Annotated in this window: 24 protein-coding genes; 19 read left to right on the top strand and 5 right to left on the bottom strand. The window is 64.0% G+C overall.

All coding sequences use genetic code 11. The features are described from left to right. Window positions 1-8: 8 nt before the first annotated feature. The 15 genes from cheA to M0D68_RS28840 all read left to right on the top strand — a co-directional run bounded on the left by cheA (window position 9) and on the right by M0D68_RS28840 (window position 18,679). Entirely contained in the window at window positions 9-2,336 is a 2,328-nt protein-coding gene (gene cheA / locus M0D68_RS28910; RefSeq protein WP_266226072.1) for a chemotaxis protein CheA, read from the top strand. Window positions 2,337-2,387: 51 nt separating this feature from the next. Continuing rightward, the gene (gene cheW, locus M0D68_RS28905) at window positions 2,388-2,918 is read left to right on the top strand and encodes a chemotaxis protein CheW (protein WP_054038497.1); all 531 of its coding nucleotides are present in this window, start codon (window positions 2,388-2,390) and stop codon (window positions 2,916-2,918) included. A gap of 49 nt (window positions 2,919-2,967) precedes the next feature. Then, window positions 2,968-4,866, top strand: coding sequence for a methyl-accepting chemotaxis protein (locus M0D68_RS28900; protein WP_093640804.1), 1,899 nt, complete (start codon window positions 2,968-2,970; stop codon window positions 4,864-4,866). A 204-nt stretch (window positions 4,867-5,070) separates the two neighbouring features. Then, the gene (locus tag M0D68_RS28895) at window positions 5,071-6,036 is read left to right on the top strand and encodes a CheR family methyltransferase (RefSeq protein ID WP_211703216.1); all 966 of its coding nucleotides are present in this window, start codon (window positions 5,071-5,073) and stop codon (window positions 6,034-6,036) included. Further along, on the top strand, window positions 6,033-6,803 hold the full coding sequence (cheD, locus tag M0D68_RS28890) for a chemoreceptor glutamine deamidase CheD (protein WP_200653302.1): 771 nt from the start codon (window positions 6,033-6,035) through the stop codon (window positions 6,801-6,803). The genes M0D68_RS28895 and cheD overlap by 4 nt, the downstream gene beginning before the upstream one ends. A 5-nt stretch (window positions 6,804-6,808) precedes the next feature. After that, window positions 6,809-7,897 carry a chemotaxis response regulator protein-glutamate methylesterase gene (locus M0D68_RS28885; protein ID WP_167378470.1) on the top strand — a complete coding sequence of 363 codons (1,089 nt, stop codon included), beginning with the start codon at window positions 6,809-6,811 and terminating at the stop codon, window positions 7,895-7,897. 116 nt (window positions 7,898-8,013) lie between these two features. After that, the gene (gene cheY, locus M0D68_RS28880) at window positions 8,014-8,409 is read left to right on the top strand and encodes a chemotaxis response regulator CheY (RefSeq protein WP_093640812.1); all 396 of its coding nucleotides are present in this window, start codon (window positions 8,014-8,016) and stop codon (window positions 8,407-8,409) included. Between the two features lies 1 nt (window position 8,410). After that, complete coding sequence (gene cheZ / locus M0D68_RS28875; RefSeq protein ID WP_054038491.1) at window positions 8,411-9,121, top strand: protein phosphatase CheZ; 711 nt, start codon at window positions 8,411-8,413, stop codon at window positions 9,119-9,121. 287 nt (window positions 9,122-9,408) lie between these two features. Then, window positions 9,409-9,954 (top strand): DUF2844 domain-containing protein, encoded by a 546-nt coding sequence (locus M0D68_RS28870; RefSeq protein ID WP_266226071.1) that lies wholly within the window; start codon window positions 9,409-9,411, stop codon window positions 9,952-9,954. 15 nt (window positions 9,955-9,969) lie between these two features. Then, window positions 9,970-11,262: a DUF3443 domain-containing protein gene (locus M0D68_RS28865; protein ID WP_211706157.1), complete on the top strand. Its 1,293-nt coding sequence runs from the start codon at window positions 9,970-9,972 to the stop codon at window positions 11,260-11,262. Between the two features lie 229 nt (window positions 11,263-11,491). Beyond that, window positions 11,492-12,703 carry a flagellar biosynthesis protein FlhB gene (flhB, locus tag M0D68_RS28860; RefSeq protein ID WP_211706158.1) on the top strand — a complete coding sequence of 404 codons (1,212 nt, stop codon included), beginning with the start codon at window positions 11,492-11,494 and terminating at the stop codon, window positions 12,701-12,703. Continuing rightward, complete coding sequence (flhA, locus tag M0D68_RS28855; protein ID WP_093640823.1) at window positions 12,700-14,802, top strand: flagellar biosynthesis protein FlhA; 2,103 nt, start codon at window positions 12,700-12,702, stop codon at window positions 14,800-14,802. The genes flhB and flhA overlap by 4 nt, the downstream gene beginning before the upstream one ends. A 350-nt stretch (window positions 14,803-15,152) precedes the next feature. After that, window positions 15,153-17,054, top strand: a complete 1,902-nt coding sequence (gene flhF, locus M0D68_RS28850; RefSeq protein ID WP_266226070.1) for a flagellar biosynthesis protein FlhF — start codon at window positions 15,153-15,155, stop codon at window positions 17,052-17,054. Continuing rightward, window positions 17,047-17,916: an AAA family ATPase gene (locus tag M0D68_RS28845; RefSeq protein WP_093640829.1), complete on the top strand. Its 870-nt coding sequence runs from the start codon at window positions 17,047-17,049 to the stop codon at window positions 17,914-17,916. Before flhF ends, M0D68_RS28845 begins: the two co-directional genes overlap by 8 nt. A 28-nt stretch (window positions 17,917-17,944) precedes the next feature. Then, complete coding sequence (locus tag M0D68_RS28840; protein WP_054038479.1) at window positions 17,945-18,679, top strand: RNA polymerase sigma factor FliA; 735 nt, start codon at window positions 17,945-17,947, stop codon at window positions 18,677-18,679. A gap of 57 nt (window positions 18,680-18,736) precedes the next feature. Here M0D68_RS28840 and M0D68_RS28835 read toward each other — a convergent pair whose 3' ends face one another. The 5 genes from M0D68_RS28835 to flgA form a co-directional block, all read right to left on the bottom strand. Next, the gene (locus M0D68_RS28835; RefSeq protein WP_266212323.1) at window positions 18,737-19,147 is read right to left on the bottom strand and encodes a type II toxin-antitoxin system HicB family antitoxin; all 411 of its coding nucleotides are present in this window, start codon (window positions 19,145-19,147) and stop codon (window positions 18,737-18,739) included. Further along, the gene (locus M0D68_RS28830; protein ID WP_028198502.1) at window positions 19,144-19,326 is read right to left on the bottom strand and encodes a type II toxin-antitoxin system HicA family toxin; all 183 of its coding nucleotides are present in this window, start codon (window positions 19,324-19,326) and stop codon (window positions 19,144-19,146) included. Before M0D68_RS28830 ends, M0D68_RS28835 begins: the two co-directional genes overlap by 4 nt. A 306-nt stretch (window positions 19,327-19,632) precedes the next feature. After that, entirely contained in the window at window positions 19,633-20,079 is a 447-nt protein-coding gene (locus M0D68_RS28825; protein WP_093640835.1) for a flagella synthesis protein FlgN, read from the bottom strand. Window positions 20,080-20,173: 94 nt separating this feature from the next. After that, window positions 20,174-20,527 carry a flagellar biosynthesis anti-sigma factor FlgM gene (gene flgM, locus M0D68_RS28820; protein WP_093640838.1) on the bottom strand — a complete coding sequence of 118 codons (354 nt, stop codon included), beginning with the start codon at window positions 20,525-20,527 and terminating at the stop codon, window positions 20,174-20,176. Window positions 20,528-20,725: 198 nt separating this feature from the next. After that, window positions 20,726-22,261 carry a flagellar basal body P-ring formation chaperone FlgA gene (gene flgA, locus M0D68_RS28815; protein WP_266226069.1) on the bottom strand — a complete coding sequence of 512 codons (1,536 nt, stop codon included), beginning with the start codon at window positions 22,259-22,261 and terminating at the stop codon, window positions 20,726-20,728. Between the two features lie 218 nt (window positions 22,262-22,479). On the opposite strand from flgA, the gene flgB reads away from it, so the two are divergent. The 4 genes from flgB (at window position 22,480) to M0D68_RS28795 (ending at window position 25,850) form a co-directional block, all read left to right on the top strand. Next, window positions 22,480-22,974 (top strand): flagellar basal body rod protein FlgB, encoded by a 495-nt coding sequence (gene flgB, locus M0D68_RS28810; RefSeq protein ID WP_054038465.1) that lies wholly within the window; start codon window positions 22,480-22,482, stop codon window positions 22,972-22,974. A 162-nt stretch (window positions 22,975-23,136) separates the two neighbouring features. Beyond that, window positions 23,137-23,562 (top strand): flagellar basal body rod protein FlgC, encoded by a 426-nt coding sequence (gene flgC / locus M0D68_RS28805; RefSeq protein WP_093640844.1) that lies wholly within the window; start codon window positions 23,137-23,139, stop codon window positions 23,560-23,562. Between the two features lie 10 nt (window positions 23,563-23,572). Beyond that, window positions 23,573-24,295: a flagellar hook assembly protein FlgD gene (gene flgD / locus M0D68_RS28800; protein ID WP_093640847.1), complete on the top strand. Its 723-nt coding sequence runs from the start codon at window positions 23,573-23,575 to the stop codon at window positions 24,293-24,295. Between the two features lie 43 nt (window positions 24,296-24,338). Further along, window positions 24,339-25,850 carry a flagellar hook protein FlgE gene (locus tag M0D68_RS28795; RefSeq protein ID WP_093640850.1) on the top strand — a complete coding sequence of 504 codons (1,512 nt, stop codon included), beginning with the start codon at window positions 24,339-24,341 and terminating at the stop codon, window positions 25,848-25,850. The last annotated feature ends 12 nt before the right edge of the window (window positions 25,851-25,862 follow it).

Here is a 25,862-nt window from a genome sequence, read left to right as displayed (position 1 = left end):
ACCCAGGCATGACACTCGACATCACTCAGTTCTATCAGACCTTCTTCGACGAAGCGGACGAACTGCTCGCGCAGATGGAGCAGTTGCTGCTCAATCTGGACATCGCCCATCCGGACCCCGAAGACCTCGCGGCAATTTTCCGCGCGGCGCATTCGATCAAGGGCGGTGCGGCGACGTTCGGCTTTACCGCGCTGACGGAAACGACTCACATTCTCGAATCGCTGCTCGACCGCGCGCGCAATAACGAACTCGTGCTGCGCAAGGACATGATCGATACGTTCCTCGAAACAAAGGACGTGTTGTCGGGTCAGCTCGCCGACTACCGTGCGAGCGCCGAGCCGGATACGGCTGTTGCCAAGGCGATCTGCGCGAAGCTCGAACAGTTGCACGCCGAAAGCCGCCTGGGCGCCGAAGCGGCCGCGGCGCCGGCAGCCGCCGCACCGGTGGCAGCCACAGCACCAGTAGAAGCACTAGTAGCAGAAACAGCAGGGCAAGGCGGTACCCCGCCCGAGCACGTCGTCGAACAGGCCGTGCAGGCGGCGGGTGAATGGACTGACGGCGAACCGGCACAGACCGGACAAGCCGCGGGCGCCGGCGATGCAGCCGGCCCCCATCTGAAAATTACGCTACGGGGCGTAGGTGAGAAGGACCAGGAACTGCTGTCCGAAGAGCTCGGCAACCTGGGGAACATTGTTGGGCAGGTCAAGAGCGGCGGCGATCTGACGCTGTGGCTCCAGACCGATGTGACCTCCGACGACATCATCGCCGTGTGCTGTTTCGTGATCGACGAAAGTCAGATCGCGATCGGCCGCGGCACCGCACCGGCGGACGAGACGCAGCAAGGCGAACCTGGAACGCCCGACGCTGCCGATTCGGCCCCGGCGCAAGCAGCACAAACGGCACACGCTCACCAGGCGGAGCAGGCAGCATCGTCGGCACCGGCGGCCCACACCGCTGCGCCCGCTCAAGCCGCCGCCACGCACGGACTGTTCAATGCCCCGGCGTCGACAGCGACTACGCCGGCGCCTGCCGCGGCTGCACCCGCAGCAGCGACCAGCGCACCGGCGGCAAGCGTGGCAGCAACTGCGACGGCGACCGCCGAACAGGATCGCAAGGCGGCACGGCCGGCCGCGGCAGCAGGTGGCGCGGAAGGCAGCTCGATTCGCGTCGGCGTCGAAAAGGTCGATCAGCTGATCAACCTGGTCGGCGAACTGGTGATCACGCAGGCGATGTTGGCCGAAACCACCAGCACGTTCGATCCGGCGCTGCACGACCGGCTGTTCAACGGCATGGCGCAGCTCGAGCGCAATGCGCGCGATCTGCAGGAAGCGGTGATGTCGATCCGCATGATGCCGATGGACTACGTGTTCAGCCGCTTCCCGCGTCTCGTACGCGATCTGGCGGCGAAACTCGGCAAGGAAGTGGAACTCGTCACCTTCGGTCAGGCGACTGAACTCGACAAGAGCCTCATTGAACGGATCATCGATCCGTTGACTCACCTCGTGCGCAACAGTCTCGACCACGGTATTGAAACCGTGGAAGCGCGGCGTGCGGCGGGTAAGGATTCGACCGGCCAGCTGGTGCTGTCGGCGGCTCACCATGGCGGCAACATCGTCATCGAAGTGAGCGACGACGGCGCCGGTTTGCGCCGCGACAAGATTCTCGCGAAGGCCGCCAAGCAGGGCATGCAGGTCAGCGAATCGATGTCCGACGAAGAAGTCTGGAACCTGATTTTCCTGCCGGGCTTCTCGACGGCGGAGCAGGTCACGGACGTCTCGGGCCGTGGCGTCGGCATGGACGTGGTGAAGCGCAACATCCAGTCGATGGGTGGTCACGTGGAAATCACTTCGCATGCCGGCAAGGGCAGCACCACGCGCATCGTTCTGCCGCTCACGCTGGCGATTCTCGACGGCATGTCGGTCAAGGTCGGCAACGAGATTTTCATTCTGCCGCTGAACTTCGTGATGGAGTCGCTGCAACCGCGCGCCGAGGACATCTACACGGTGGCCAACGGCGAACGCGTGGTACGCGTACGCGGTGAATATCTGCCGCTCGTCGCGTTGCACGAAGTGTTCAACGTCGACGATGCCAAGCAGGAACCGACGCAAGGCATCGTCACCATTATGCAAACCGAAGGGCGCCGCTTTGCGATGCTGATCGACGAGCTGGTGGGGCAGCAGCAGGTGGTCGTGAAGAATCTGGAAACGAATTACCGCAAGGTGCACGGCATTTCCGCCGCAACCATTCTCGGCGACGGCAGTGTCGCGCTGATCGTGGACGTGGCGGCGCTGAACCGGGAAACGCGCCATGCGCACGGCGCGATGAGCCTCGCATGACATCCGCAACACTCACTCAACTTATTTCATCCCAACCGTTTGGGGGCTAACGTGGCAGAAGTTCAATCCATCAATTCGAGCGTCGCGAACGCGACGAATGGTCGCCGCGACGCGCAGCAGGCAGACGCCGGCGGTCAGGAATTCCTCGTCTTCACGCTCGGCGCCGAAGAGTACGGCATCGACATTCTCAAGGTGCAGGAAATCCGCGGCTACGACAACGTGACGCGTATCGCCAATGCGCCGGAGTTCATCAAAGGCGTGATCAATCTGCGCGGCATCATCGTGCCGATCGTGGACATGCGCATCAAGTTTCATCTGGGCCGCGTCGAGTACGACCACCAGACGGTGGTGATCATCCTGAACGTCGCGCATCGCGTGGTCGGGATGGTGGTGGACGGCGTGTCGGACGTGCTCACGCTCGCCACCGACCAGATCATGCCGGCGCCGGAATTCGGCGCGACGCTGACGACCGAGTACCTGACGGGCCTCGGCACCGTCGACGGCCGCATGCTGATCCTGATGGACATTGAGAAGCTGATGACCAGCCGCGAAATGGCGCTGATCGAAACGCTCAGCGCGTAAGTATGACTACGCGCCAGTAAGAAAGACTGATCGAAGAGGGAGCATCAAGATGCTGAGCAGGTGGTCGATTCGCACATCGCTGACGATGGTGGGGGTCATTCTGGTTGCGCTGACCGTCGTGGTTGGCGCGCTTGGTCTGACCGCGCTGAACGGCGCGAGCCAGTCGCTCGACCGTATCGCGCGCGGCGATCTGGTCGCCATTCACGCGCTCGACGATGCTTCGGCGTATCTGTTGCGGTCGCGCGTGTCGCTGGATCGTTTCAATTCGTTGAGCGCTGCCGGCGACACGGAGCAGGCCAAGAAGGTTCTCGACCGCGCACAGGAGCTGTACGGCAAGAGCAACCAGAACTGGCAGACCTATCTCGACACGCCGAAGAGCGGCGTCGATCAGGCGCAACTGGACGAACTGGTGGCCCGTCGCACGACCCTGATGCGCGACGGCATGGAGCCTGAATTCGCCGCACTGCGGGCGAACGATCTGGCTGCCTATCACGCCATCGCCGATACGAAGATCAGCCCGTGGTTCGTTGCCTACGACAACGCCGCGTCCGCTGTTATCAAGTCGCTGCAGCAGCTCGCAACGGATCAGCAATCGAGCGCGCAATCGAACATTTCGTTGATGACCTCGCTGATCATCGGCGTCACCGTGATCGCGCTGCTGCTGGTATTGGGTATCCGCTTTGCGCTGCGAGGCCTGATCGTGCAGCCGCTGAACGATGCCACGGCGTGCTTCGAACGGATCGCTTCGGGCGATCTGTCCGAGCAGATCAACGTGTTCAGCCGTAACGAAATCGGTCGCCTGTTCGCCGCCATCAAGCGCATGCAGGAAAGCATGGCGACGATGGTGACGGCGGTTCACAGCAGCACCGAATCGATCGACACCGGCGCGCGCGAAATCGCCATGGGCAACACCGATCTCTCGCAACGCACCGAACAGCAGGCCGCGTCGCTTCAGGAAACCGCCTCGAGCATGGAGCAGCTGACCGGCACGGTGCGCCAGAACGCCGAGAACGCGCGCCAGGCGAGCCAGTTGGCCGTCAACGCGTCGGATATCGCGACACGCGGCGGCGACGTGGTGAGCCAGGTCGTCACGACGATGCAGGACATCGCGACCAGTTCGAACAAGGTCGTCGACATCATCGGCGTGATCGAAGGGATTGCCTTCCAGACCAACATTCTCGCGCTGAACGCGGCGGTCGAAGCCGCGCGGGCAGGCGAACAGGGCCGCGGTTTTGCAGTGGTCGCAGGCGAAGTGCGCAGCCTCGCGCAGCGCAGCGCCAGCGCCGCGAAGGAAATCAAGGAACTGATCGGCGACTCGGTCGACAAGGTGCAAAGCGGCTCGGCGCTGGTCGGCCGCGCGGGCACCACGATGGACGAGATCGTGCAGGCGGTGCGCCGCGTGACCGACATCATGGGCGAAATCAGCGCGGCTTCCGAAGAGCAGTCGGGCGGTATCGAACAGGTGAATCGCGCGGTTGTGCAGATGGACGAAGTCACGCAGCAGAACGCCGCGCTGGTCGAGCAGGCAGCGGCTGCGGCTGCGTCGCTCGAAGACCAGACGCGACAACTGCAAGCGGTGGTGAACGGCTGGAAAGTAGCCGGCGGCCAGACGCGCAGTGTCGCAACGGCAGCTGTAGCTGCAGCGCGTCCGCAAGCGGCGGCACGTTCGAACGGCAGCAAGAGCGCCAGCCAGCACGTGCAGTCCGCAAAGTCCGCGCCGCAGGCAACCGCACATGCAGCAGCGCATCCGGCAGCAGGCAAGGCAGCAAGTACGGCAAGCGCAGCAAAGGCGGCAACGCCGGCTTCGTCCACCCACGGTGCCGACACCACGCGCGTCGAACCGGCTCTCAAACCGAAGACGGCCCGCGCCGCATCCGACTCCGCAGCACGTCCGGCCGTAGCAAGCGCCGCGTCGGCAGGATCGGACGCGGACTGGGAAACGTTCTAGGAAGTGGCACAGAGACATGCGGTCATTCGGCATCTCGCTCCATGACGGGCGAATCATCGAAGCACGCTTACAAGGCGTGTCGCGGGCCGATCGCGTGTTGGCAGAACTCGCGGGTGGGCGCGACCCCGCGAACACAACCCCTTTCGCCAGAAGCAATTCGGTTGGCGAAAAGCGGGATGGCTCGTATTGCAGGCAGGGACTCTCATAATGGCAACGCGCGAACAGCAACCTCCGCAACCGGCGCGCCCCGCCCGGGCGGAACCGGCTAGAGCCGGCGAGCAAGGACGGGATTTCGAATTCACGTCGGCGGATTTCGCTCGCATTCGCGATCTGATTCATCGCAGCGCGGGCATTTCCCTGTCGGATCACAAGCGCGATATGGCGTACAGCCGTCTGGCGCGCCGCTTGCGTTCCCGTGGCCTCGAGACCTTCAAGCAGTACCTCGATCTGCTCGAAGCGGAAAACGATCCGGCCGAGTGGGAAGCGTTCACCAATGCGCTGACCACCAACCTGACCGCGTTCTTCCGCGAAGCTCATCATTTTCCGATCCTGGCCGAGTTCGTGCCGCGCCGCGCGCAGCCGGTTTCCGTGTGGTGCTCGGCGGCCTCGACCGGTGAGGAACCGTATTCGATCGCGATGACGCTGATCGAAGCGCTCGGCGACAGCGGTGCGCGTCAGGCCACCGTGCTCGCCACCGACATCGACACGCAGGTGCTGGCGAAAGCCGAAGCCGGCATGTATCAGTTCGACCAGGTGAAGCACCTGTCGCCCGAGCGGCTCAAGCGCTTCTTCCTGAAGGGCACCGGCGCGCACGCCGGCATGGTCAAGGTGCGCCCTGAAGTGCGCGCGATGGTGCGCTTCGAACAGCTGAATCTGACCGACCGCGATTACCAGTTGCGCTCGCAGTTCGACGCGATCTTCTGCCGCAACGTGATGATCTATTTCGACAAGCCGACGCAGGGGCAGGTGCTGGCGCGCTTCGAGCCGCTGATGAAATCGGGTGGTTTGCTGTTTGCCGGCCACTCGGAAAACTTCACCTATGTGACGCAGGCGTTCAAGCTGCGTGGTCAGACCGTCTATGAACTGACGCGCGATGCAGGCGCCGCACGCACGCCGGCACGCGCCACGAGCCATGCCGGCAGCGCAACGACGAGCGGGGTGACCGCATGAGCAGCAGCTTGCCGATCGCCTCCAATCTGTACTTCGACAACCACTTCCAGCGCCCCGGCGTGAAGCTGTTGCCGAACGAGTTTTACACCACGAGCGAAGACATGGTGCTCGTCACCGTGCTCGGTTCGTGTGTCGCGGCCTGCATTCAGGACCGCACGGCCGGCATTGGCGGCATGAATCACTTCATGCTGCCCGACGACGGCGCGGACGCCGGCCAGCCCGCATCGGATTCGATGCGCTATGGCGCGTACGCCATGGAAGTGCTGATCAACGAACTGATCAAGGCCGGCGGCCGGCGCGAACGCTTCGAAGCCAAGGTGTTCGGCGGCGGCGCGGTACTGGCCGGCATGACGACGATGAATATCGGCGATCGCAATTCGGAATTCGTGCGCCGCTATCTGGCGCTCGAAAAGATCCGCATCGTCGCAGAGGATTTGCAGGGCAACCATCCGCGCAAGGTCGCTTTCATGCCGCGCACCGGCCAGGTGATGGTCAAGAAGTTGCGCCTGCAGCAGGAAGCGGGCGTGGCGGAGCGCGAGCAGGCGCTCGTGCGGCAAAGCGCCGAAGCGCGTGCCGAGCGGCTCGCGGCGGCACGCAAACGGGTCGAGTTGTTCTCGACGCCGGCCGCCACGCGGCCCAGGATCGAACTGTTCGGCGCGGCAGGCGGCAGTGCGGGCGCGGGCGCAACGAAGCCGCGTATCGAACTGTTCGGCGCAAGCCCGCGCCCGATTAATTCAAACAACGCCAGAACTACAGAGGAGGCGTGAGCGCTGTGCAAAAGATCAAAGTACTGTGCGTCGACGATTCGGCGCTGATCCGCAGCCTGATGACGGAAATCATCAACGGCCAGCCGGACATGACTGTCGTGGCGACCGCACCTGATCCGCTGGTCGCGCGCGATCTCATCAAGCAGCACAACCCGGACGTGCTGACGCTCGACGTCGAAATGCCGCGCATGGACGGTCTCGATTTCCTCGAGAAGCTGATGCGTCTGCGGCCGATGCCGGTCGTGATGGTGTCGTCACTGACCGAGCGTGGCAATGAAATCACGCTGCGCGCGCTGGAACTGGGTGCAGTCGACTTCGTCACCAAGCCGAAGGTCGGCATTCGCGACGGCATGCTCGACTACTCGGAAAAGCTCGCCGACAAGATTCGCGCCGCGGCCCGCGCACGGGTGCGCCAGGCCGCGCCGGTGCAGCACGCGGCCACGCATGCCGCGCATGCGCCTGCTGCCGCCGCGCCGCTCTTCAACAATCCGCTGCTCAGTACCGAGAAGCTGATTATTGTCGGCGCGTCGACGGGCGGCACTGAAGCGATCCGCGAAGTGCTGGTTCCGCTGCCGCCGGATGCGCCTGCCGTGCTGATCGCGCAGCATATGCCGCCGGGTTTCACAAAATCTTTTGCACAACGCCTTAATGGTTTGTGCCGGATTACCGTTAAAGAGGCAGAGCACGGTGAACGCGTGCTGCCGGGACATGCGTATATCGCGCCCGGCCACGCTCACCTGTTGCTGGCTCGCAGCGGCGCGAACTATATTGCGCACCTGTCGGACGAACCGCCGGTGAACCGGCACCGTCCGTCGGTTGATGTGCTGTTCCGTTCGGCCGCGCAGCATGCAGGCAAGAATGCGGTAGGCGTGATCCTGACCGGAATGGGGCGCGATGGCGCCGCCGGACTACTGGACATGAAAAAAGCGGGGGCGTATACCCTTGCACAGGACGAAGCGAGCTGTATCGTATTCGGCATGCCGCGCGAAGCCATTGCGCTCGGCGCCGCGGACGAAATTGCTTCGCTGCCGGAAATGAGCCGACGTGTGATGGCGCGTCTGTCGTCAATGGGCGACCGCGTACAGCGGGTATGATGCGCGGGCCTGACGGCGAGCGCCAGGCATGGGCCGGAGTAAGTCACTCCGGTCAATACGCATCGGAATGAACTGGCGGTCATGCGCCGCATCATGGATCAAGCAAAGGGAATGAAATGGATAAGGGAATGAAGATTCTGGTGGTTGACGACTTTCCGACGATGCGCCGGATTGTTCGCAACCTGCTCAAGGAGCTCGGCTACTCGAACGTCGACGAAGCGGAAGACGGTCAGGCCGGCCTCGCGCGTTTGCGCAGCGGTGCGTATGACTTCGTGATTTCCGACTGGAACATGCCGAACCTCGACGGTCTGGCCATGCTCAAGGAAATCCGCGCCGACGCCCACCTGACGCATCTGCCGGTGCTGATGGTGACGGCCGAGTCGAAGAAGGAAAACATCATCGCGGCGGCTCAGGCCGGCGCGAGCGGTTATGTCGTCAAGCCGTTCACGGCCGCGACGCTCGACGAGAAGCTCAACAAGATTCTCGAGAAGATGGCGAAAGCCGGGAGCTGATGTGACTCTGCCGACCAACGCGCAAGGTGCCGAAGCGGCGGCCGAGAGCGGCGACCTCGCGTCTGACCGCATCCTCGCCCGTATCGGACAACTGACGCGCACGCTGCGTGACTCGATGCGTGAGCTCGGGATCGACAAGCATGTCGAGCGTGCGGCTGAAGCCGTGCCCGATGCTCGCGACCGTCTCAAGTACATCGCGAACATGACCGAGCAGGCCGCCGAGCGCGTGCTGTCATCGATCGACGTCGCCAAGCCGATCCAGGAACAACTGCAGAAAGACGCCGGCGAACTCGACGCGCGCTGGGAGCAGTGGTACGCGGCGCCGATCGAGCGCGAGGAAGTGCGCGCGCTGATGAACGACACGCGCACCTTTCTGCGCGGCGTGCCCGAGGCGACCACCGCGACCAATTCGCAGCTGATGGAGATCATGCTGGCGCAGGACTTCCAGGATCTGACCGGACAGGTCATCAAGAAGATCACGGATGTCGTGTACCTGATCGAGCAGCAGCTGCTCGGCGTGCTGGTCGAGAACATCGCGCTCGAGCGGCGTGAGCAGTTCGCGGCGAATGCGGCGGCGCTGGCGGCTGAGCCGTCGTCCACCGGCAGCCCCGAACATCTGCTGAACGGTCCGCAGATCAATCCGGAAGGCAAGACGGACGTGGTGCAGGATCAGTCGCAGGTCGACGATCTGCTGGCGAGCCTCGGCTTCTGACCTGCCGGCGCACCCTCACGGGTGCGAGGCAGGATCGCCGGATCGCCGCAACGGCATAGATGGCAGCCCACGCTTCGGCGTGCGCCTGCTGTCTGCCGACACAAACCACAGGCATACTACGGACTCAAGCAGCGGCATGGCATTCCGGTGAGAGACAGTCACCGGTCGGTGGCACCGTGAGGCATCCCTCCAGAGTGCGACCGCAGCGGTGCCGTATGATCTGCATACATGCGGCCGGTTCGCACGAGGTGCGAGCCGAGCAGCAGCAGCTCGGGAGGAGCCTTGTCATGTGGAGTCGCGTACGCCGCGCCGGGTTCGTTATGGCGCTTGCATTACCCTGTTCGTTGTCAGCCGTGCAGTCCGCGTATGCGGGCTTGGGCGGCACCCCGATGACACCGCCTACGGATGCGTCGGTTTCTTCCCGCACCGTGCAGCCCGGCACCAGTTCGGCAACGGCGGCCCAAAGCGTGATGCGTTCTGCATCAAACGCTGCTTCTTCCACCTCGGCTTCGGCGTCCTACACCGTGCGTGAAACCACGCTCGGCAACGGCACGGTGGTGCGCGAATACCTCGCCGCGGACGGTTCGGTCTTCGGCATCGCGTGGCATGGTCCGCAAATGCCGGATCTGAACGATCTGCTCGGCAGCTATTTCCCGCAGTACGTCGCCGGTGTAAAGGCCGTGCGCGCGGCGCGCGGAGGCGCTCGTGGCCCCGTTGCGGTCGATCAGAGCAACCTCGTGGTCCGCTCCGGCGGCCACATGGGCGGGTTCAACGGTCAGGCCTGGTTGCCGCTGGCGTTGCCGGCCGGCGTCAGCGGTTCCGACATCCAGTAAGGGCGAGGACGAACGATGCGAACCATGCAAAGTGCTGTGAAGCTCAGGGGCTGGGTGCAGGCCGTCGTGGCCGTGGCGTTGGTGTCGGTGATTGCCGCCTGCGGTGGCGGTGGTGGCGGCGACAGCTCCAGTTCCAGCAACAGTTCGTCGACCACGCTGAACGGCGGCTCGCTGCCGGCCAGCCCGACCCAGCAACCAATCGCCGCGACGGCGGCGAACACCGTGGCGATCACGGTCGGGCGGGGTGTGAATGGTGTCATCAATATTCCGACGGTTAGCGTGACCGTATGCCCGCCGGGTACGACATCCAACTGTCAGACCATCAACAACATCCAGGTCGATACGGGTTCGTTCGGGCTGCGTCTGGTCAGCTCGGTGCTGAATAGTTCGTTGCTCAATGGTGGGTTGCCGATCAGTACCCTCGCCAGCGGCGCGCAACTCGCCGAGTGCGCGACTTTCGCCGACGGCTTCACATGGGGCACCGTGCGCACCGCGACCATACAGATCGGCGGCGAAACGACAGCCTCGCCCATCCCGATACAGATCATTGGTGATTCGGCGGCCGGCGCAGCGCCCAGCGGCTGCGGCAGCGGCTCGGCGGAAAACACGGCCACCGATCTCGGCGCCAACGGCATTCTCGGCATCGGCACGGCGCCCACCGATTGTGGCGCAACCTGTTCGACTCCGTCGACGGCCACCAACTACAGCAATTATTTCACGTGTGGCACCTCCTGCGCCCGTGCGACGGTGCCGCTCAGCCAGCAAGTCGCCAATCCGGTCGCCAAGTTCACGGCCGACAATAACGGCGTGATCGTGCAGATGCCTCCGGTGTCGAATACCGGTGCTGCGTCGGCCACCGGCACGCTGGTGTTCGGGATCGGCACGCAGTCGAACAATGCGCTGGCGGCTACGCAGACTTTCACGACCGATGCCTTCGGCAACATGAACAATAGCGTCTTTAACGGCACGACCGTGCAGGCGTTCTTCGATTCGGGGTCGAACGCGTACTTCTTCGCCGACAGCTCGCTCGCGCAGTGCGGCAGTAATTTCGCCGGGTTCTATTGCCCTTCGTCCGCGCAAACCCGGTCGATCACGCTGGGCGGCCTGAGCAGCACGAGAGCGAGCGCCAGCATCGGCATCCTGAGCGCGTCGACGCTGTTCAGCAACACCAGCAACTATGCGTTCAACGATCTGGCCGGGCAGATTGGCGGCAACAGCAGCTTCGATCTCGGTTTGCCGTTCTTTTATGGCCGCTACATGTACTACGGCTTCGCGACCAGCACTCAGGCGCCTTACGTCGGCTTCTAAGGGCCATGTTCTACGCATAAGAACCGGCTGGACACCCGCGCGAAACGCCGCGGGTGTCCGCTAGCCGCAGTTGCAACTGCACCCGCAGCCGGCGCTGCTTGCCGGCTGTTCCATCCCTCGAAATACCCCCCTTTCTCCGCCCTTATCCGCCGATCGTCGCTTGCGTCGAGCGGGAATAATCGCTCTCACTGGAAAGAGGCGCCGTGCCTCAGCCGACTGGAGAGCGTTTGTGGCAGAGGATAGCGACCTCGAAAAAACCGAATCAGCCACTCCCCGGCGCCTGCAGAAGGCGCGCGAGGAAGGGCAGATCGTGCGTTCGCGGGAGCTGTCGACGTTTGCGCTGCTGGCAGCGGGATTCTTCGGCGTTTGGGGCATGTCCGACAGCATCGGCGAGCATTTGCAGGGCATGCTGCGGGCGTCCTTCACGTTCGACCACGCCACCGTGTTCGAAACCCGCCGCATGCTGATCGGCGCGGGCGCCGCGGGCCGCGAGGGCCTGTATGCGCTGCTGCCGGTTCTGGCCTTCACCGGCGCTGCCGCCTTGCTCGCGCCGATGGCGCTGGGCGGCTGGCAGTTGTCTTCGAAAGGCCTCGAGCCCAAGTTCAACCGGCTCAATCCGATCGAAGGGCTCGGCAAAATATTCTCGATCAACGGACCGGTTCAGCTCGGCCTGTCGCTCGCGAAGACGCTGGTGGTGGGCTGCATCGGCGGCTCGGCGATCTGGAATCGCCGCGAGGAAATTCTCGCGCTGGCAACCCAGCCGCTGCATCTCGCGCTCGCCAACACCGTGCATCTGATCGCGGTGTGCTGCGGCATGACGGTCGCGGGCATGTTCGTCGTGGCCGCATTGGATGTGCCGTATCAACTCTGGCAGTTCCACAAGAAATTGCGCATGACGAAGGAAGAAGTGAAGCGCGAACACCGCGAAAGCGAAGGCGATCCGCACGTCAAAGGCCGGATTCGCCAGCAACAGCGCGCCATTGCCCGTCGCCGCATGATGACCCAGGTGCCCAAGGCCGACGTGGTGGTGACCAACCCGACGCACTTCGCCGTCGCGCTGCAGTACACCGACGGCGAGATGCGCGCGCCGAAGGTGGTCGCCAAGGGCGTGAACCTGGTGGCCGCGCGGATCCGCGAAATCGCCGCCGAAAACAACGTGCCGCTGCTGGAAGCGCCGCCGCTCGCACGTGCGCTGTATCACAACGTCGAACTGAACCGTGAGATTCCCGGCCCGCTGTATGGCGCGGTCGCCGAGGTGCTTGCGTGGGTGTATCAGTTGCGGCGTTTCAACACCGAAGGCGGCGTCGCGCCGGTCGCACCGACCGAGTTCGACGTGCCGGCGGACCTCGACAAGGGCGGCGTGCCGGACGATGAAGCCGAGCAGGAAGCCGCCGACGTACTTAACCCGACTAACGACGACGCTTCAGGAGCCTCCGCATGAACGCTCGCGCCGGATTCCTGTCCCGACGGCCGGATGCATTGAGCGGCACCAATTTGCGCGCCCTCGCCGGGCCGGTGCTGATCTGCATGATCCTCGGCATGATGATTCTGCCGTTGCCGCCGTTTCTGCTGGATCTGCTGTTCACCTTCAATATCGCGCTTTCCGTGATGGTGCTGCTCGTCAGCATGTACACGATGAAGCCGCTCGACTTCGCCGCTTTCCCAAGCGTGCTGCTGTTCTCGACCTTGCTGCGCCTGTCGCTGAACGTGGCCTCCACCCGCGTCGTGCTGCTCGAAGGCCATACCGGCCCGGACGCGGCGGGCCAGGTGATCGAGTCGTTCGGCCACTTCCTCGTGGGCGGCAACTTCGCGGTCGGTATCGTCGTCTTCGTCATTTTGATGGTCATCAACTTCATGGTGATCACCAAGGGCGCGGGGCGGATCGCGGAAGTGTCCGCGCGCTTCACGCTCGACGCGATGCCCGGCAAGCAGATGGCGATCGACGCCGACTTGAACGCCGGCCTCATTAACGAAGATCAAGCCCGCAAGCGCCGTCTGGAAGTCTCTCAGGAAGCCGAGTTCTACGGTTCGATGGACGGCGCCAGCAAGTTTGTGCGCGGCGATGCGATTGCCGGCCTGCTGATCATGGTGATCAACATCGTCGGCGGCCTGATCGTCGGGATGGTGCAGCACGGCATGGACTTCGCGTCGGCAGGCAAGACCTACACGCTGCTGACGATCGGTGACGGCCTTGTCGCACAGATCCCGTCGCTGGTGATTTCGACCGCGGCCGGTGTGATCGTCTCGCGCGTCGCGACCAACGAAGACATCGGCACGCAACTGACCGGCCAGCTCTTCACGAACCCGCGCGTGCTGGTGATCACGGGCTGCATTCTGGTGTTGATGGGCCTGATTCCGGGCATGCCGCACTTCGCGTTTCTGGTTCTCGGCGGTGGCCTGATCCAGCTCGGCCGCACGATGAAAAAGCGCAGCGAAGCGCGCAAGAACACCGCAACGCTGGTCGATGTCGCACCGGCTACACTCGCGCCGGTCGAGAATACCGAAGCCAGTTGGGACGACGTGACGATGATCGACACGCTCGGTCTCGAAGTCGGCTACCGGCTGATTCCGCTCGTCGACAAGAACTCGGACGGCGAACTGCTCAAACGGATCAAGAGCATTCGCAAGAAGTTCGCGCAGGAGATCGGCTTCCTGCCGCCGGTGATCCATATTCGCGACAACCTCGAATTGCGGCCGAACGGCTACCGGATTGCGCTGAAGGGCGTCGAGGTGGGCGTCGGCGAAGCGTATCCGGGGCAGTGGCTGGCGATTAACCCGGGGCAGGTGTCCGCCGCGCTGCCGGGCACGCCGACGCAGGACCCGGCGTTCGGTCTGCCGGCCATCTGGATCGATACGAATCTGCGCGAACAGGCGCAGGTGTACGGCTACACGGTGGTCGATTCGAGCACGGTGGTGGCCACGCACCTGAATCACCTGGTGGTCACGCATGCGTCCGAACTGCTCGGTCGCCGCGAAGTGCAGGCGTTGCTGGAGCGGATGCAGAAGGACACGCCGTCGCTCGTCGACGATCTGGTACCGAAGTCGCTGCCGCTCACCACGCTGCAAAAGGTGCTGCAAAACCTGCTGGAAGAAGGCGTGCCGATCCGCGACCTGCGCACGATTCTCGAAGCCCTGTCCGAACACACGCCGAAGGTCACCGACGCGCACGATCTCACCGCCGCCGTGCGCCTCGCGCTGGGCCGTGCGATTACGCAGCAGTGGTTCCCGGGTGTAGGCGACATGCAGGTGATGGGCCTCGACTCGAATCTGGAGCGAGTGTTGTCGCAGGCGCTTTCCACAGGCGCCAATCCGGGCCTCGAACCGGGTCTCGCGCATACGCTGCTGAACGAAACGCAGAAGGCAATGACGCGTCAGCAGAACCTCGGGCTCTCGCCGGTGCTGCTGGTGCAGCATGCGCTACGGCCGATGCTCGCGCGCTTCCTGCGCCGCAGCCTGCCGCAGTTGAAGGTGCTGTCTTATGCCGAAGTGCCGGATACGCGCAATATCAAGGTGGTGAATCTGATCGGGGCGCATGGCTAAACCCCGTGCGGCTAAGCCTGGCAGGTAGCCGCAGCCGTTCCAGACCGATGGTTTCCGCCGGCGCTCCTCGAGCGCCGGTTTTCATTTCCGCGCCTAACTTTTCGCCCCGCAGGCGACCGGCGGAGGTCATGCTGTGTCGGCGAAAGCGCCGCCGTACACCGCCGGAGAGCCTGTTTCAAACCGCCGCGCGTGTGAATTGAGGTGCGTTTCCATCGCCCGAATTGCCCGCCTTTAACGGTCTTTATCCATCGATCGTCACTCGACGGGTTTCGCAATAATGATCTCAATGGGAAGCGGTATGTTGCCAATCCGTTAGTCAGTAAGTCCGTATACCTCATCGGGGGTCCAGCTTGAACATTCGTAAATTTGTCGGTGCTACCAGTCGCGATGCTCTGCGTCTCGTGCGCGAAGCCTTGGGCCCGGATGCCGTCGTTTTGTCCAACCGCACGATGGAAGACGGCAGCGTCGAGATCGTCGCCCTGGCAGATAGCGACCTCGCCGCCATTACGCCGAAAGCGCCGCGCGGTAGCGCAGGCGCACCGCTGGCCACGCCGATGAATGTCATGGCCGGACAACAGCCCGCGCTCGCCGCACCGCGCGCCAATCCGATGATGCAGGCGAATCCGTATGCGAGCGGCATGCCCGATGTGTTCTCGTCGGTGTTCGGCGCAAGCCCGGAAGCGGGCGCTGAGAATGTGACGCCGAACGTCGTTAGCACCGTCGGCACTGCTTCGGGGGCAACTGCGAAGTCCGCCACCGTCCCCGCCGCGCCGAAGGCCACGTTGCCGAACGCGCCCAAAGCGGCGCTGGCCGCACCCGCTGCCGCGTCGCTGCCGCAAGCGGTCAACACCGAGCAACCGAGCGCCCGCGCCGCTGCAACGCGTCTCAGCGAAGACATCCGCGCGGATCTGCTCAAAGCCGCCGAAGCGCAAGCGCCGCGCACGATGGCCGAATCGAACCCCTGGCTGATCGACCACGCTCGCCGCATCGCCGCCGAACAGCAACCGCAAGGCGCGTACAGCGCGCGCCCCGCCGCGATGACACCCGCTGCTGCCATGGCCAAGGGCCTCGGCGCCGCAGTGGAAGCCGGCCAACAGGCCTCGAAACCCGCCGCGCAGCAAGTCACCGATACGCCCGAATGGGCGCGTGAAGGCGCGCAACTCGCCGCGCGCCGCGCCGCTCAGAAAGTGGCCGCATCGATGCCTGCCACCGACGACGCCCGCTCGCCCGCTTCGGTCGCCGAAGCGATCAAGACGCGCATGGAGCAGGTCGTCAACGACACCGTGATGAGCGAGCTGTCGTCGATGCGCGGGATGATGGAAGAACACTTCGCCGGCCTCCTGTGGGGCGATCGTCAGCGCCGCAGCCCGGCGCGCGCCGCGCTCACCAAGCACCTGTTCGCCGCCGGTTTCTCCGCGCAGCTCGTGCAGATGATGGTCGACAACCTGCCCGACGACGTCGACAACATGGAAGGTGGCATGGAGTGGGTACGTTCGGTGCTCGAATCGAACCTGCCGGTGATGGAAGACGAAGACGCGCTGATGGAGCGCGGCGGCGTGTTCGCGCTGATGGGCCCGACGGGCGTCGGCAAGACCACGACCACCGCCAAGCTCGCCGCGCGCTGCGTGATGCGCTTCGGCGCCAGCAAGGTGGCGCTCCTCACCACCGACAGCTACCGGATCGGCGGCCACGAACAACTGCGCATCTTCGGCAAGATTCTCGGCGTCTCGGTTCACGCGGTGAAAGACGGCGGTGATCTGCAACTCGCGCTCTCCGAATTGCGCAACAAACACATCGTGCTGATCGACACGATCGGCATGAGCCAGCGCGACCGCCTGGTCTCCGACCAGATCGCGATGCTGTGCCGCGCCGGTCAGCCGGTGCAGCGTCTCCTGCTGCTGAACGCGACGAGCCACGGCGATACGCTGAACGAAGTCGTGCAGGCCTATCAGCGCGCACCGGATCAACAGCCGCTCGCCGGCTGCATCCTGACCAAGCTCGACGAAGCCACCAATCTGGGCGGCGTGCTCGATACGGTGATCCGCTACAAGCTGCCGGTGCACTACGTGTCGACCGGTCAAAAGGTGCCTGAAAATCTGTACGTCGCAACGAAGAAATTCCTGATCAAGAGTACGTTCTGCATCCCGCGCGACAACTCCCCATTCGTGCCGCACGACGACGACATTCCGGCGTTGCTGTCCGCGCTGTCGGCGCGTTCGACGGCCGAACTGCACGAGGTTCGCTTTGGATAAGTTCATGTCGGATCAGGCAGAAGGACTGCGGCGGTTGTTGGCCCGTAGCGGCTCGCGCGTGATTGCGGTGACGGGCGGCTCGGCCAACGTCGGCTGTACGACGACGGTAGTGAACCTCGCCGCGGCGCTCGCGCAGCAAGGCAAGGACGTGCTGGTGATCGACGAGTGCCTCGGCGAGAAATCGGTGAGCGCGATGCTCGGCGGCGTGCGCGGCGCAGGCAATTTTGCGGCGGTGATGCGCGGCGAGATGACGCTCGACGATGCCGCCGCGCGCCACGCGCTGGGCTTCTCCGTGCTGGCCGCCTCGCGCAACAACCGCGAAGGCCGCACTGCCGCGCAATTCGACGTGCTGCTGCGCGGTTCCGCCGACATCGTGCTGATCGATGCGCAACTCGACGAACACGGCCACCTGTCGCCGCTCGCGATGCAGGCGCACGACCTGATGATCGTAACAAGGGTGGCCGCGCAAGCGATCACCGAGGCGTACGCGTGCATGAAGCGTCTGCATTACGCGCACGCCACCGCGCAGTTTCGCGTGCTGGTGAACCACGTGCAGAGCGTGGAAGACGCGCACACCGCCTTTGTTAACCTGGCCGGCGTGGCGGGACGCTACCTGACGGTGGCGCTGGAAGACGCCGGTTGCATTGCCGCCGATGTGCGGATGGCGCGAGCCCTGGAGTTGTCGCGGTGTGTCGTCGATGCGTTCCCATCGACACCGGCCGCGCGCGACTTCCGGCACCTTGCCGCCGAATTGCAGTACTGGCCGATGCGGCCAGCGATGTCGTCGCAAGCGCCGTGGATGGCGCCTGCGACAGTTACAGCGGCGCAACACGCCGACCAACCGTCTGCGCAGCACGCCTGAGAGGCGGCACAAGGACAAGGGGAGCACGATGTATAACGCTCAGGGAAAGATTTCCCAAGCCGAAGTTCTGACGAAGTACGCGCCTCTCGTGCGTCGCCTCGGCTTGCAGCTCGTTGCCAAGATGCCGGCAAGCGTCGATCTCGACGACCTGATCCAGGCCGGCATGATCGGACTGCTGGACGCGGCGAGCCGCTACAAGGAAGACCAGGGCGCGCAGTTCGAGACTTACGCCAGCCAGCGGATTCGCGGCGCGATGCTCGACGAGTTGCGCAGCAACGACTGGCTGCCGCGCAGCTTGCGGCGCACGTCGCGCGAAGTCGAATCTGCCGTTCACAAGGTCGAACAGAATCTGGGCCGCTCGGCGAGCGAAACGGAGATCGCCGAGCATCTGCAAATGCCGCTCGACGAGTACCAGTCGATGCTCCAGGATCTGCACGGCAGCCAGCTGATCTATTACGAAGACTTCGACCGTTCCGCGGACGACGAACCGTTTCTCGACCGTTACTGCGTCGATCATTCGGACCCGCTGTCGGCGCTGCTGGACGACAGCCTGCGCTCGGCGCTGGTCGAGGCGATCGACCGCCTGCCGGAACGCGAGAAGCTGCTGATGTCGCTGTACTACGAGCGCGGTATGAACCTGCGCGAAATCGGCGCGGTGATGGAAGTCAGCGAATCGCGGGTGTGCCAGTTGCACAGCCAGGCCGTGGCGCGCTTGCGCACGCGTCTGCGCGAAATGGCATGGGCGAACGCCGAGGCGACTTGAGCTGAGGTGGATGGCTGGCCGGCGGTGCGCACAACGTCCGCCTGGTCTTTTCTCCTGTTACGCGTCTGCCATCTCATGCTCCGCGGCCAGCGCGAGAAACGCTGAACGCGACATGCCACGCGCCTGGGCGTAGGTGTCAATATCCTGGACCAGTGCCTCAGGCAGTGAGATGTTGATACGCACCGCCTTCTTCAACGCCGGAATATTCCGCGTTGTCACGAAACCCCACGTGAAACCCGCGTAGTCCGGATTACGCCGATGCTCGTCCAGCGTCAGCCGTTCGGGAATCGGCAACCCTTCGTCGAGCAGCGTATCCAGATGCGCCTCGATCGCCTCCTTCGCGTTCGCGTAGGCTTCTTCCAGCGAATCTCCCGCCGAATGACAACCCGGAATATCGGGAACGACCACGCCGAACGCTTGATGCGTGTCACCGGGTTCGATCGCGATCGGGAAAATCAGGTTCTTCATTTCAGGCCTGCCTGTTTCAAGATGCTGTTCAGTGTGCCGGGCGGAAGATCTTTCTTCGGATGCGGGATGGTCACGAGACCGGCTTTTACCGCGTGCCGGAAATGGTGGTGGCTGCCCGATATGCGGATCAGCCGCCAACCATCGGCTTGAATTACTTTGACGACCTCGGCACTGTTCATACTGCACTCCTCGAACTATACACACGATTACACAACCTCGCTAGTGGGTAACGTTCCGCCTGGTTCGTCGAAGGCAGCCTTGAAAGCTGCGCGTGACGGCGGATGGGCCCAGTGGGGGAAGCCGTGATTTCAACGTGGCGGAGAATTTCGCGCTACCTGGCCGGATGGCTAACGCGCGTTGGAGGCGGGCTTGGGCGCCCTGTGCGGGAAGGGGAAAACAAAAAGGGCTCGTCAAAGACGAGCCCTTTTGCTCAAAGCAATCTACTCAAGTGCGTCGGCGGGAAACGTACCGCTCCAACGAAATTTTCAGGCCGCGGGACGCGCGGGAATCCGGCCGTCCGGTCCGTAGAAACCGACCTTCTGCGGCACGGCCACCTGCAGCGCCGTCAGTGCGCGCTGGTTGTAGTCCATCCGCACGCGGATCAGTTCACCGTTACTCGTATTGAAGCGCCGCGCCCGCTCGGCGGCCTTTTGCAGCAGCGCCCATTGGTCGGCGAGCCGCGCATCCGCGCTGGCCGCGAGCTCCATGCCGGGCCAGCCGGCCGGAAGGCCCATTTCCGCAAGCAGCGTGTCACGGGTGGTCTCGAGCCTGGCGAGCAGGCCGATCAGTTCGGTTTTCTTCTCGACGATCGGCGGCAGCAGTTCCAGCGGCGACAAGGCAGTCAGCGCCTTGGTCTCGAGCGTCAGAATCGAGGCGAACGCCTCGACGGCCGAATATTCTTCGATGAGGGTGGCAAGCAGGGCGTCTTTCATCTCAACAACTCGCTGAACACGACGGCTCGCGCATGATTCACGAGCCGGGTTTGTCGAATGCCGCCCGGCAATTCACCGTACTTCGATGCGTCGATTAGTTGCCGGTCGACGAGGTTTTGCTTTGCAACAGTTCGCGCGCGGTATTCAGCACGCCGTCGGCGATCTTGCTGGAATCGATCTTCAGCGAGCCGTCCTTGATGGCTGCCTTGATCGACTCGACGTGCGCCGTGTCGATATCGGCCGAGCCGGACGCCGCGAGGCTGCGCAAATGCTGCGACAGACCCGACAGGCTGACGCTGGCGTCGCCCGAACCGCTGGTGGTGGGCTGCGAGGTCGTGCCCGCAGTCTGCGCGTTGCCGTTCGCGGTCGTCGCGTCGCTTTGCTGCGAGCGCGACAGGGCGTCTTTCAACGTCGGCAGATTCGAATTGGTTGTGGAATCGACTTTCACGATGGGCTTCCTGAACGATTTGATCTTGATAACGGCAAGCGCTGATCAAAACTTTAGCGCAATCGCTCCAGGTTTTGCCTCGTCTTTCAAGACGATCCGGCCCCACGACGGGTTCGACATCCACTGCGCCAGCCGTGCCGGCCGCCGCGCGTGAATCCACGCTAGCGGACGGGTTGCCTGGCTTACAGTCGGCCCGCTTCACAACTGAATCTCCACCGTCGAACCATCCTTGACGATGCCGGAGATGATCTGGCCGTTGGCCGTCTTCACCCGCACTTGCTGGCCCGGCGACGCGTTGTTCATCGCGCTGCCTTCGGCCGAAATCGCAAAACCGTCGCCCGCTGCGACCACTCGCACCGTTTGTCCGATCGACACCGACGACGCGCTTTTCAGCATGTCGCGGCGCAGCGGCATGCCGCCGGCGATGCGCACGAGCGACACCGAGCCGACTACTTGTGACGGATCCGTGACGATCGCCTGCGGCAAACCGGTCAGGTCGCCGTCGCGTGCGACGAGGTCGGCGGAGGTGAACACTTCGCCTGGCGCCATTGCGCGGGCGGCCAGATAGTAGGTGGCGCGCAGCGAAATGCGCGCTTGCAGATAGATGGTCCACGGCCGTTCGCCGGCGCAGCGTACCCCGACGGTCATGCGGCCCCACAAGCGCGCGCCGCTGGGCATGAAAGGTTCGAGCATCGTGCAGGCCGCGAGTCCGCGCGGAAACGCCGGCGCGACGGTAATTTCGACCTTGCCCGGCAAGCCCGCCGATTGCTGCTGCAGGAAGGCGAGCGCTGCACTGCGAATCGCCTCGGAGTCTTGCTGGCCGGCCAGCGGGACGGGTTGCGCCACCGCTGCGGGCCGCAGATTCTGTTGCGCGACAGCCGGCGCCACCTGACGCATCGACGGCGTGCGGGCGATGGTGGCCGGCGGCGTCGGCATCGGCGCGGATGTCGGCGCGGCTACCGCCGTGGTCACGACGGGTTTGCCGTTCGCGCCCAGTTGCGGCGGCTCGCCGCGCGAAGCAAGAGTGTCGAAGCCACCTGATGCGGATGCGGGCGTGCCGGCGGCTACGCCGTTAGGTGCATTGGCGACGACCGACTGCACACCGCCGGTTTGCCGCCCGGCATTGAGCGCCGGCGTCACCACAACCGGCACGACCTGACGCGTGCCCGGCGTCACATTGATACGCGCAATCCCGGCCGGCGGATTAGTCGCAGCCGCGGCCGCATTGGCGCTTCCCGGCGCGGGAATCGTCACGACTCCGTTCGCGTCCGGCTTGAAACTGGTACGGATCATTTGCGGCGCGGCAGGCGGCTCGCCTGCGCCCGGAATGACGATCGAGCCGCTCGCATTGGCGGCGCGCGTGAATTGATCGGCGTCGCGCGCGACCGGCCCGGGCGTCAGCGACTGCGCGGTAGCGGCGGCGAGCGTCGCGGCGGAGCCCGTGCGTTTCGCGGGCGTTGCCTCCATCTGCGCGGCCAGATCGTTGAGCGCGGCCGGATTCTTTTCGCCTGGACCTGGAATCACGATCGGACCACCGGCGTCCTGAGCCTGCTGGGCCTGGGTCGAGGCCGGCAGCAGCACGATGCCGCCGGCGACCCATACGACGAGATTCACAACCAGACGCGTCAGAAGACGGGATGCACCACGCGAAGCACGCCGCACCGGGCCCGCACTCACGCGATGCGCCGCCACGCAGCTTGCGCGGTGCGTCGGATCGAAGGTGGGCTGGTCCATCGTGTTTCTCCATCGAATGCATCGGTACGCCTTGCATTCTAGTGAGCGGGCCCATTGCGCAAACGTTGAATAGAAGCCCCCTTTCCCGGTTATTCGTCCGATTGCCACTTGCGTTCGGCCCATAAGATGCACTTCATGCAAAAAGGTCTTCCCGGCCGACGCAATCCTTACGCGACGCACAAAACGGGAAGCCTCGGGAACGTTCTCCGGAGATTTCTATGCTGGACAAACTCGATGCCGAATTCGCCTTTGGCCGCCAGGCGCTCGATGTACGCGCTTACCGGCAGGAACTGCTGTCGTCGAATATCGCCAACGCCGATACCCCCGGGTACAAGGCGCGCGACGTCGACTTCGCTTCGTCGCTGGCCGGCGCGCTGAAGAAGACCGGCGGCGGTGCGGGCACGGGCGCCTCGAACAACTCGACGCTCGCCATGACGCAGCCCGCAGGGGTGACGAGCGGCATGTCGATGGTGTCGACCGCGCCGGGTCACATGTCCGGCAAGACGACGCTGACGCCGACCGGCGGTACGCCGGACGACTACGGCAATCTGCAGTACCGCATTCCGACGCAACCCGCGCTCGACGGCAACACGGTCGACATCGATACGGAGCGCGTGCAGTTCGCGGACAACACGTTGCACTTCGAATCGGGCATGACGGTGCTGTCAGGCCAGATCAAGACGATGCTCGCGGCAATCCAGTCGGGTTCGTAAATAGCCGGCACGACGATCGGCGCAGTACCAGATACGCAGTACGCAGGAACAATCGCTACGGGATTTAACTTGAAATCGGGTCGAACCGTGCAACTGCGTTGCATGGGACCAGAGTAAGCGCTAAAGCGCGAACTCTGGTCGACACAGGAGAGGTCAGGAAACATGCCATCTTTAATGAACATCTTTGGTGTTGCAGGCTCCGCGATGTCAGCGCAGTCGCAGCGGCTCAACGTGACGGCGTCGAATCTCGCCAACGCGGATAGCACGACCGGCCCGGACGGCCAGCCGTACAAGGCCAAGCAGGTCGTGTTCGCGGTCAGCCCGATCGGTGGCGCACGCACGGGCTCCGGCCAGCAGATCGGCGGCGTGCAGGTTACCGGTGTGGTCGACGACCCGACGCCGATGAAGACCGCCTACGACCCCGGCAACCCGGCGGCTAATTCAGACGGTTACGTCACGCTGCCTAACGTCGACCCGGTGCAGGAAATGGTCAACATGATCTCGGCCTCGCGCTCGTACCAGGCCAACGTCGAGACCCTGAATACCGCCAAGACACTGATGTTGAAAACGCTCACGATCGGAACCTGAGGAGAATTCCTTGACCACCAACACCACCATCGGCAGCAGCGGCACGAACGTGTCGCAAACGCTGCTCGATACGATGAACGGCACGAGCAGCGCCTCGAGCTCGACCAGTTCCAGCGGCAGCACGTCGGGCACCTCGGCGACCGATCTGCAGAATACTTTCCTGCAGCTGCTCGTTGCGCAGCTGAAGAATCAGGATCCGACCAATCCGATGGACAGCTCGCAGATGACCTCGCAGCTGGCGCAGATCAATACGGTGTCGGGCATCAGCCAGCTGAACACGACGCTCACCTCGCTCGCTACGCAGATGTCGGCAGGCCAGCAGTCGCAAGCCGCGCTGCTGATCGGCTCGACCGTGCTCGCGCCCGGCAGCTCGGTGTCGGTTGCAAGCGGCAAGGCCGGCGCGTTCGGCGTGCAGCTCGCCAACTCGGTGAGCGACCTGCAGGTGGTCGTGAAGAACTCGGCGGGCACGATCGTCAACACGATCGACCTCGGCAAGCAGTCGGCGGGCACGATTCCGGTGGGCTGGACGCCGACCGATTCGGCCGGCAACACGCTGCCCGACGGCAGCTACACGATCAGCGCGGTCGGCACGATCAACGGTCAGCAGGCAACGGCCACGACGCTCACGGGCGCGACGGTGCAAAGCGTCGTCATGCAGAGCAGCGGTACGCCGGGCCTCGTGCTGTCGAACGGCACGACCGTGGGGCTGACCAGCGTCGCCGCCATCCTCTGATTCAGATTCTGTCAGTTACGACTTTCCAGATACGGAGACCGTTATGGGTTACCAACAAGGTTTGAGTGGTTTGTCCGCATCGTCGAGCGACCTCGACGTGATCGGCAACAACATTGCCAACGCGAACACGGTTGGCTTCAAGAGCGGCGCGGCGCAATTCGCCGACATGTACGCCAATTCGGTGGCGACCGCCGTGGGCAACCAGGTCGGCATCGGCACCAAGCTCTCTGAAGTGCAACAGCAGTTCTCGCAAGGCACGATCACCAGCACGAACCAGGCGCTCGACGTCGCGATCAACGGCAACGGCTTCTTCCAGCTGTCGAACAACGGCTCGCTGGTGTACTCGCGCAACGGCGTGTTCCAGCTCGACAAGAACGGCAACATCACCAACGCGCAAGGCCTGCAACTGATGGGCTACGCCGCGAACAGCGCGGGCGTCATCAACACCGCGCAAACCGTGCCGCTCAGCGTGCCGACCGCGAACATCGCGCCGCAAGCCACCACCAAGATCGTCGCCGGTTTGAACCTGAATGCGCAGGATCCGCTGATGCTCGGCACGCCCGCCGTGACGGCCGGCGGCACCAACGCGGGCACGCTCACGACGACCGGCGCGACCATCACGAACACCGCGTCGGGCACGAACAACGACAACTACACCGTCAACTTCACAAGCCCGACGACCTACACCGTCACCGACAGCACGCTCGGCACCACGACCGCCTCCGCTACGTACACAGCAGGCACCGCGATCCAGCTCGGCAACGGCCAAACCATCACGTTCAGCGGCACGCCGGCGACCGGCGACAGCTACGCGATCGCGCCGACCCCGGTGGCATTCAACCAGAACAGCTCGTCGACGTACAACTACTCGACCAGCACGACGGTCTATGACTCGCTTGGCGGTTCGCAAACGGTCAACATGTATTTCGCCAAGACCTCGGCCGGCACGTGGAACGTGTACGCGGGCACCTCGACCGGCACCGCGAGCCTGGTCGGTCACGCGAACTTCAACTCGTCGGGCACGCTGCTCGGCACGACCAACGCGGCCGGTACGGCCACCACCACCCCGTTCGTCTTCAACTTCAACATTCCGACCACCGACGGTTCGTCGACGCCGCAGAGCCTGACGTTGAACATCGCCGGCACGACGCAGTACGGCGGCAAGGACGGCGTGAACTCGCTGCAGCCCGACGGCTTCGCAGCCGGCACGCTGACGAGCTTCACGATCGGCGCCGACGGCACGCTGACCGGCAACTACTCGAACCAGCAAACCGCGGCGCTCGGCCAGGTCGTGCTCGCGAACTTCTCGAACCAGAATGGCCTCGTGAATCTCGGCAACAACGAGTTCCAGCAGACCTCGCAATCGGGCGTCGCGCAGATCTCCACACCGGGCTCGACCAACCACGGCGTGCTGCAAGGCGGTGCGGTGGAAAACTCGAACGTCGATCTGACGAGCGAACTGGTGAACCTGATCACCGCGCAACGCAATTATCAGGCGAACGCGCAGACGATCAAGACCCAGCAGACCGTCGACCAGACCCTGATCAACCTGTAAGCGACCGGGACT

Source organism: Paraburkholderia sp. SEWSISQ10-3 4 (genome assembly GCF_030464785.1).
GTDB lineage: Bacteria > Pseudomonadota > Gammaproteobacteria > Burkholderiales > Burkholderiaceae > Paraburkholderia > Paraburkholderia aspalathi.
The sequence above is the reverse complement of the archived record's forward strand: the minus strand, read 5'-3'. Positions and strand labels throughout refer to the sequence as shown.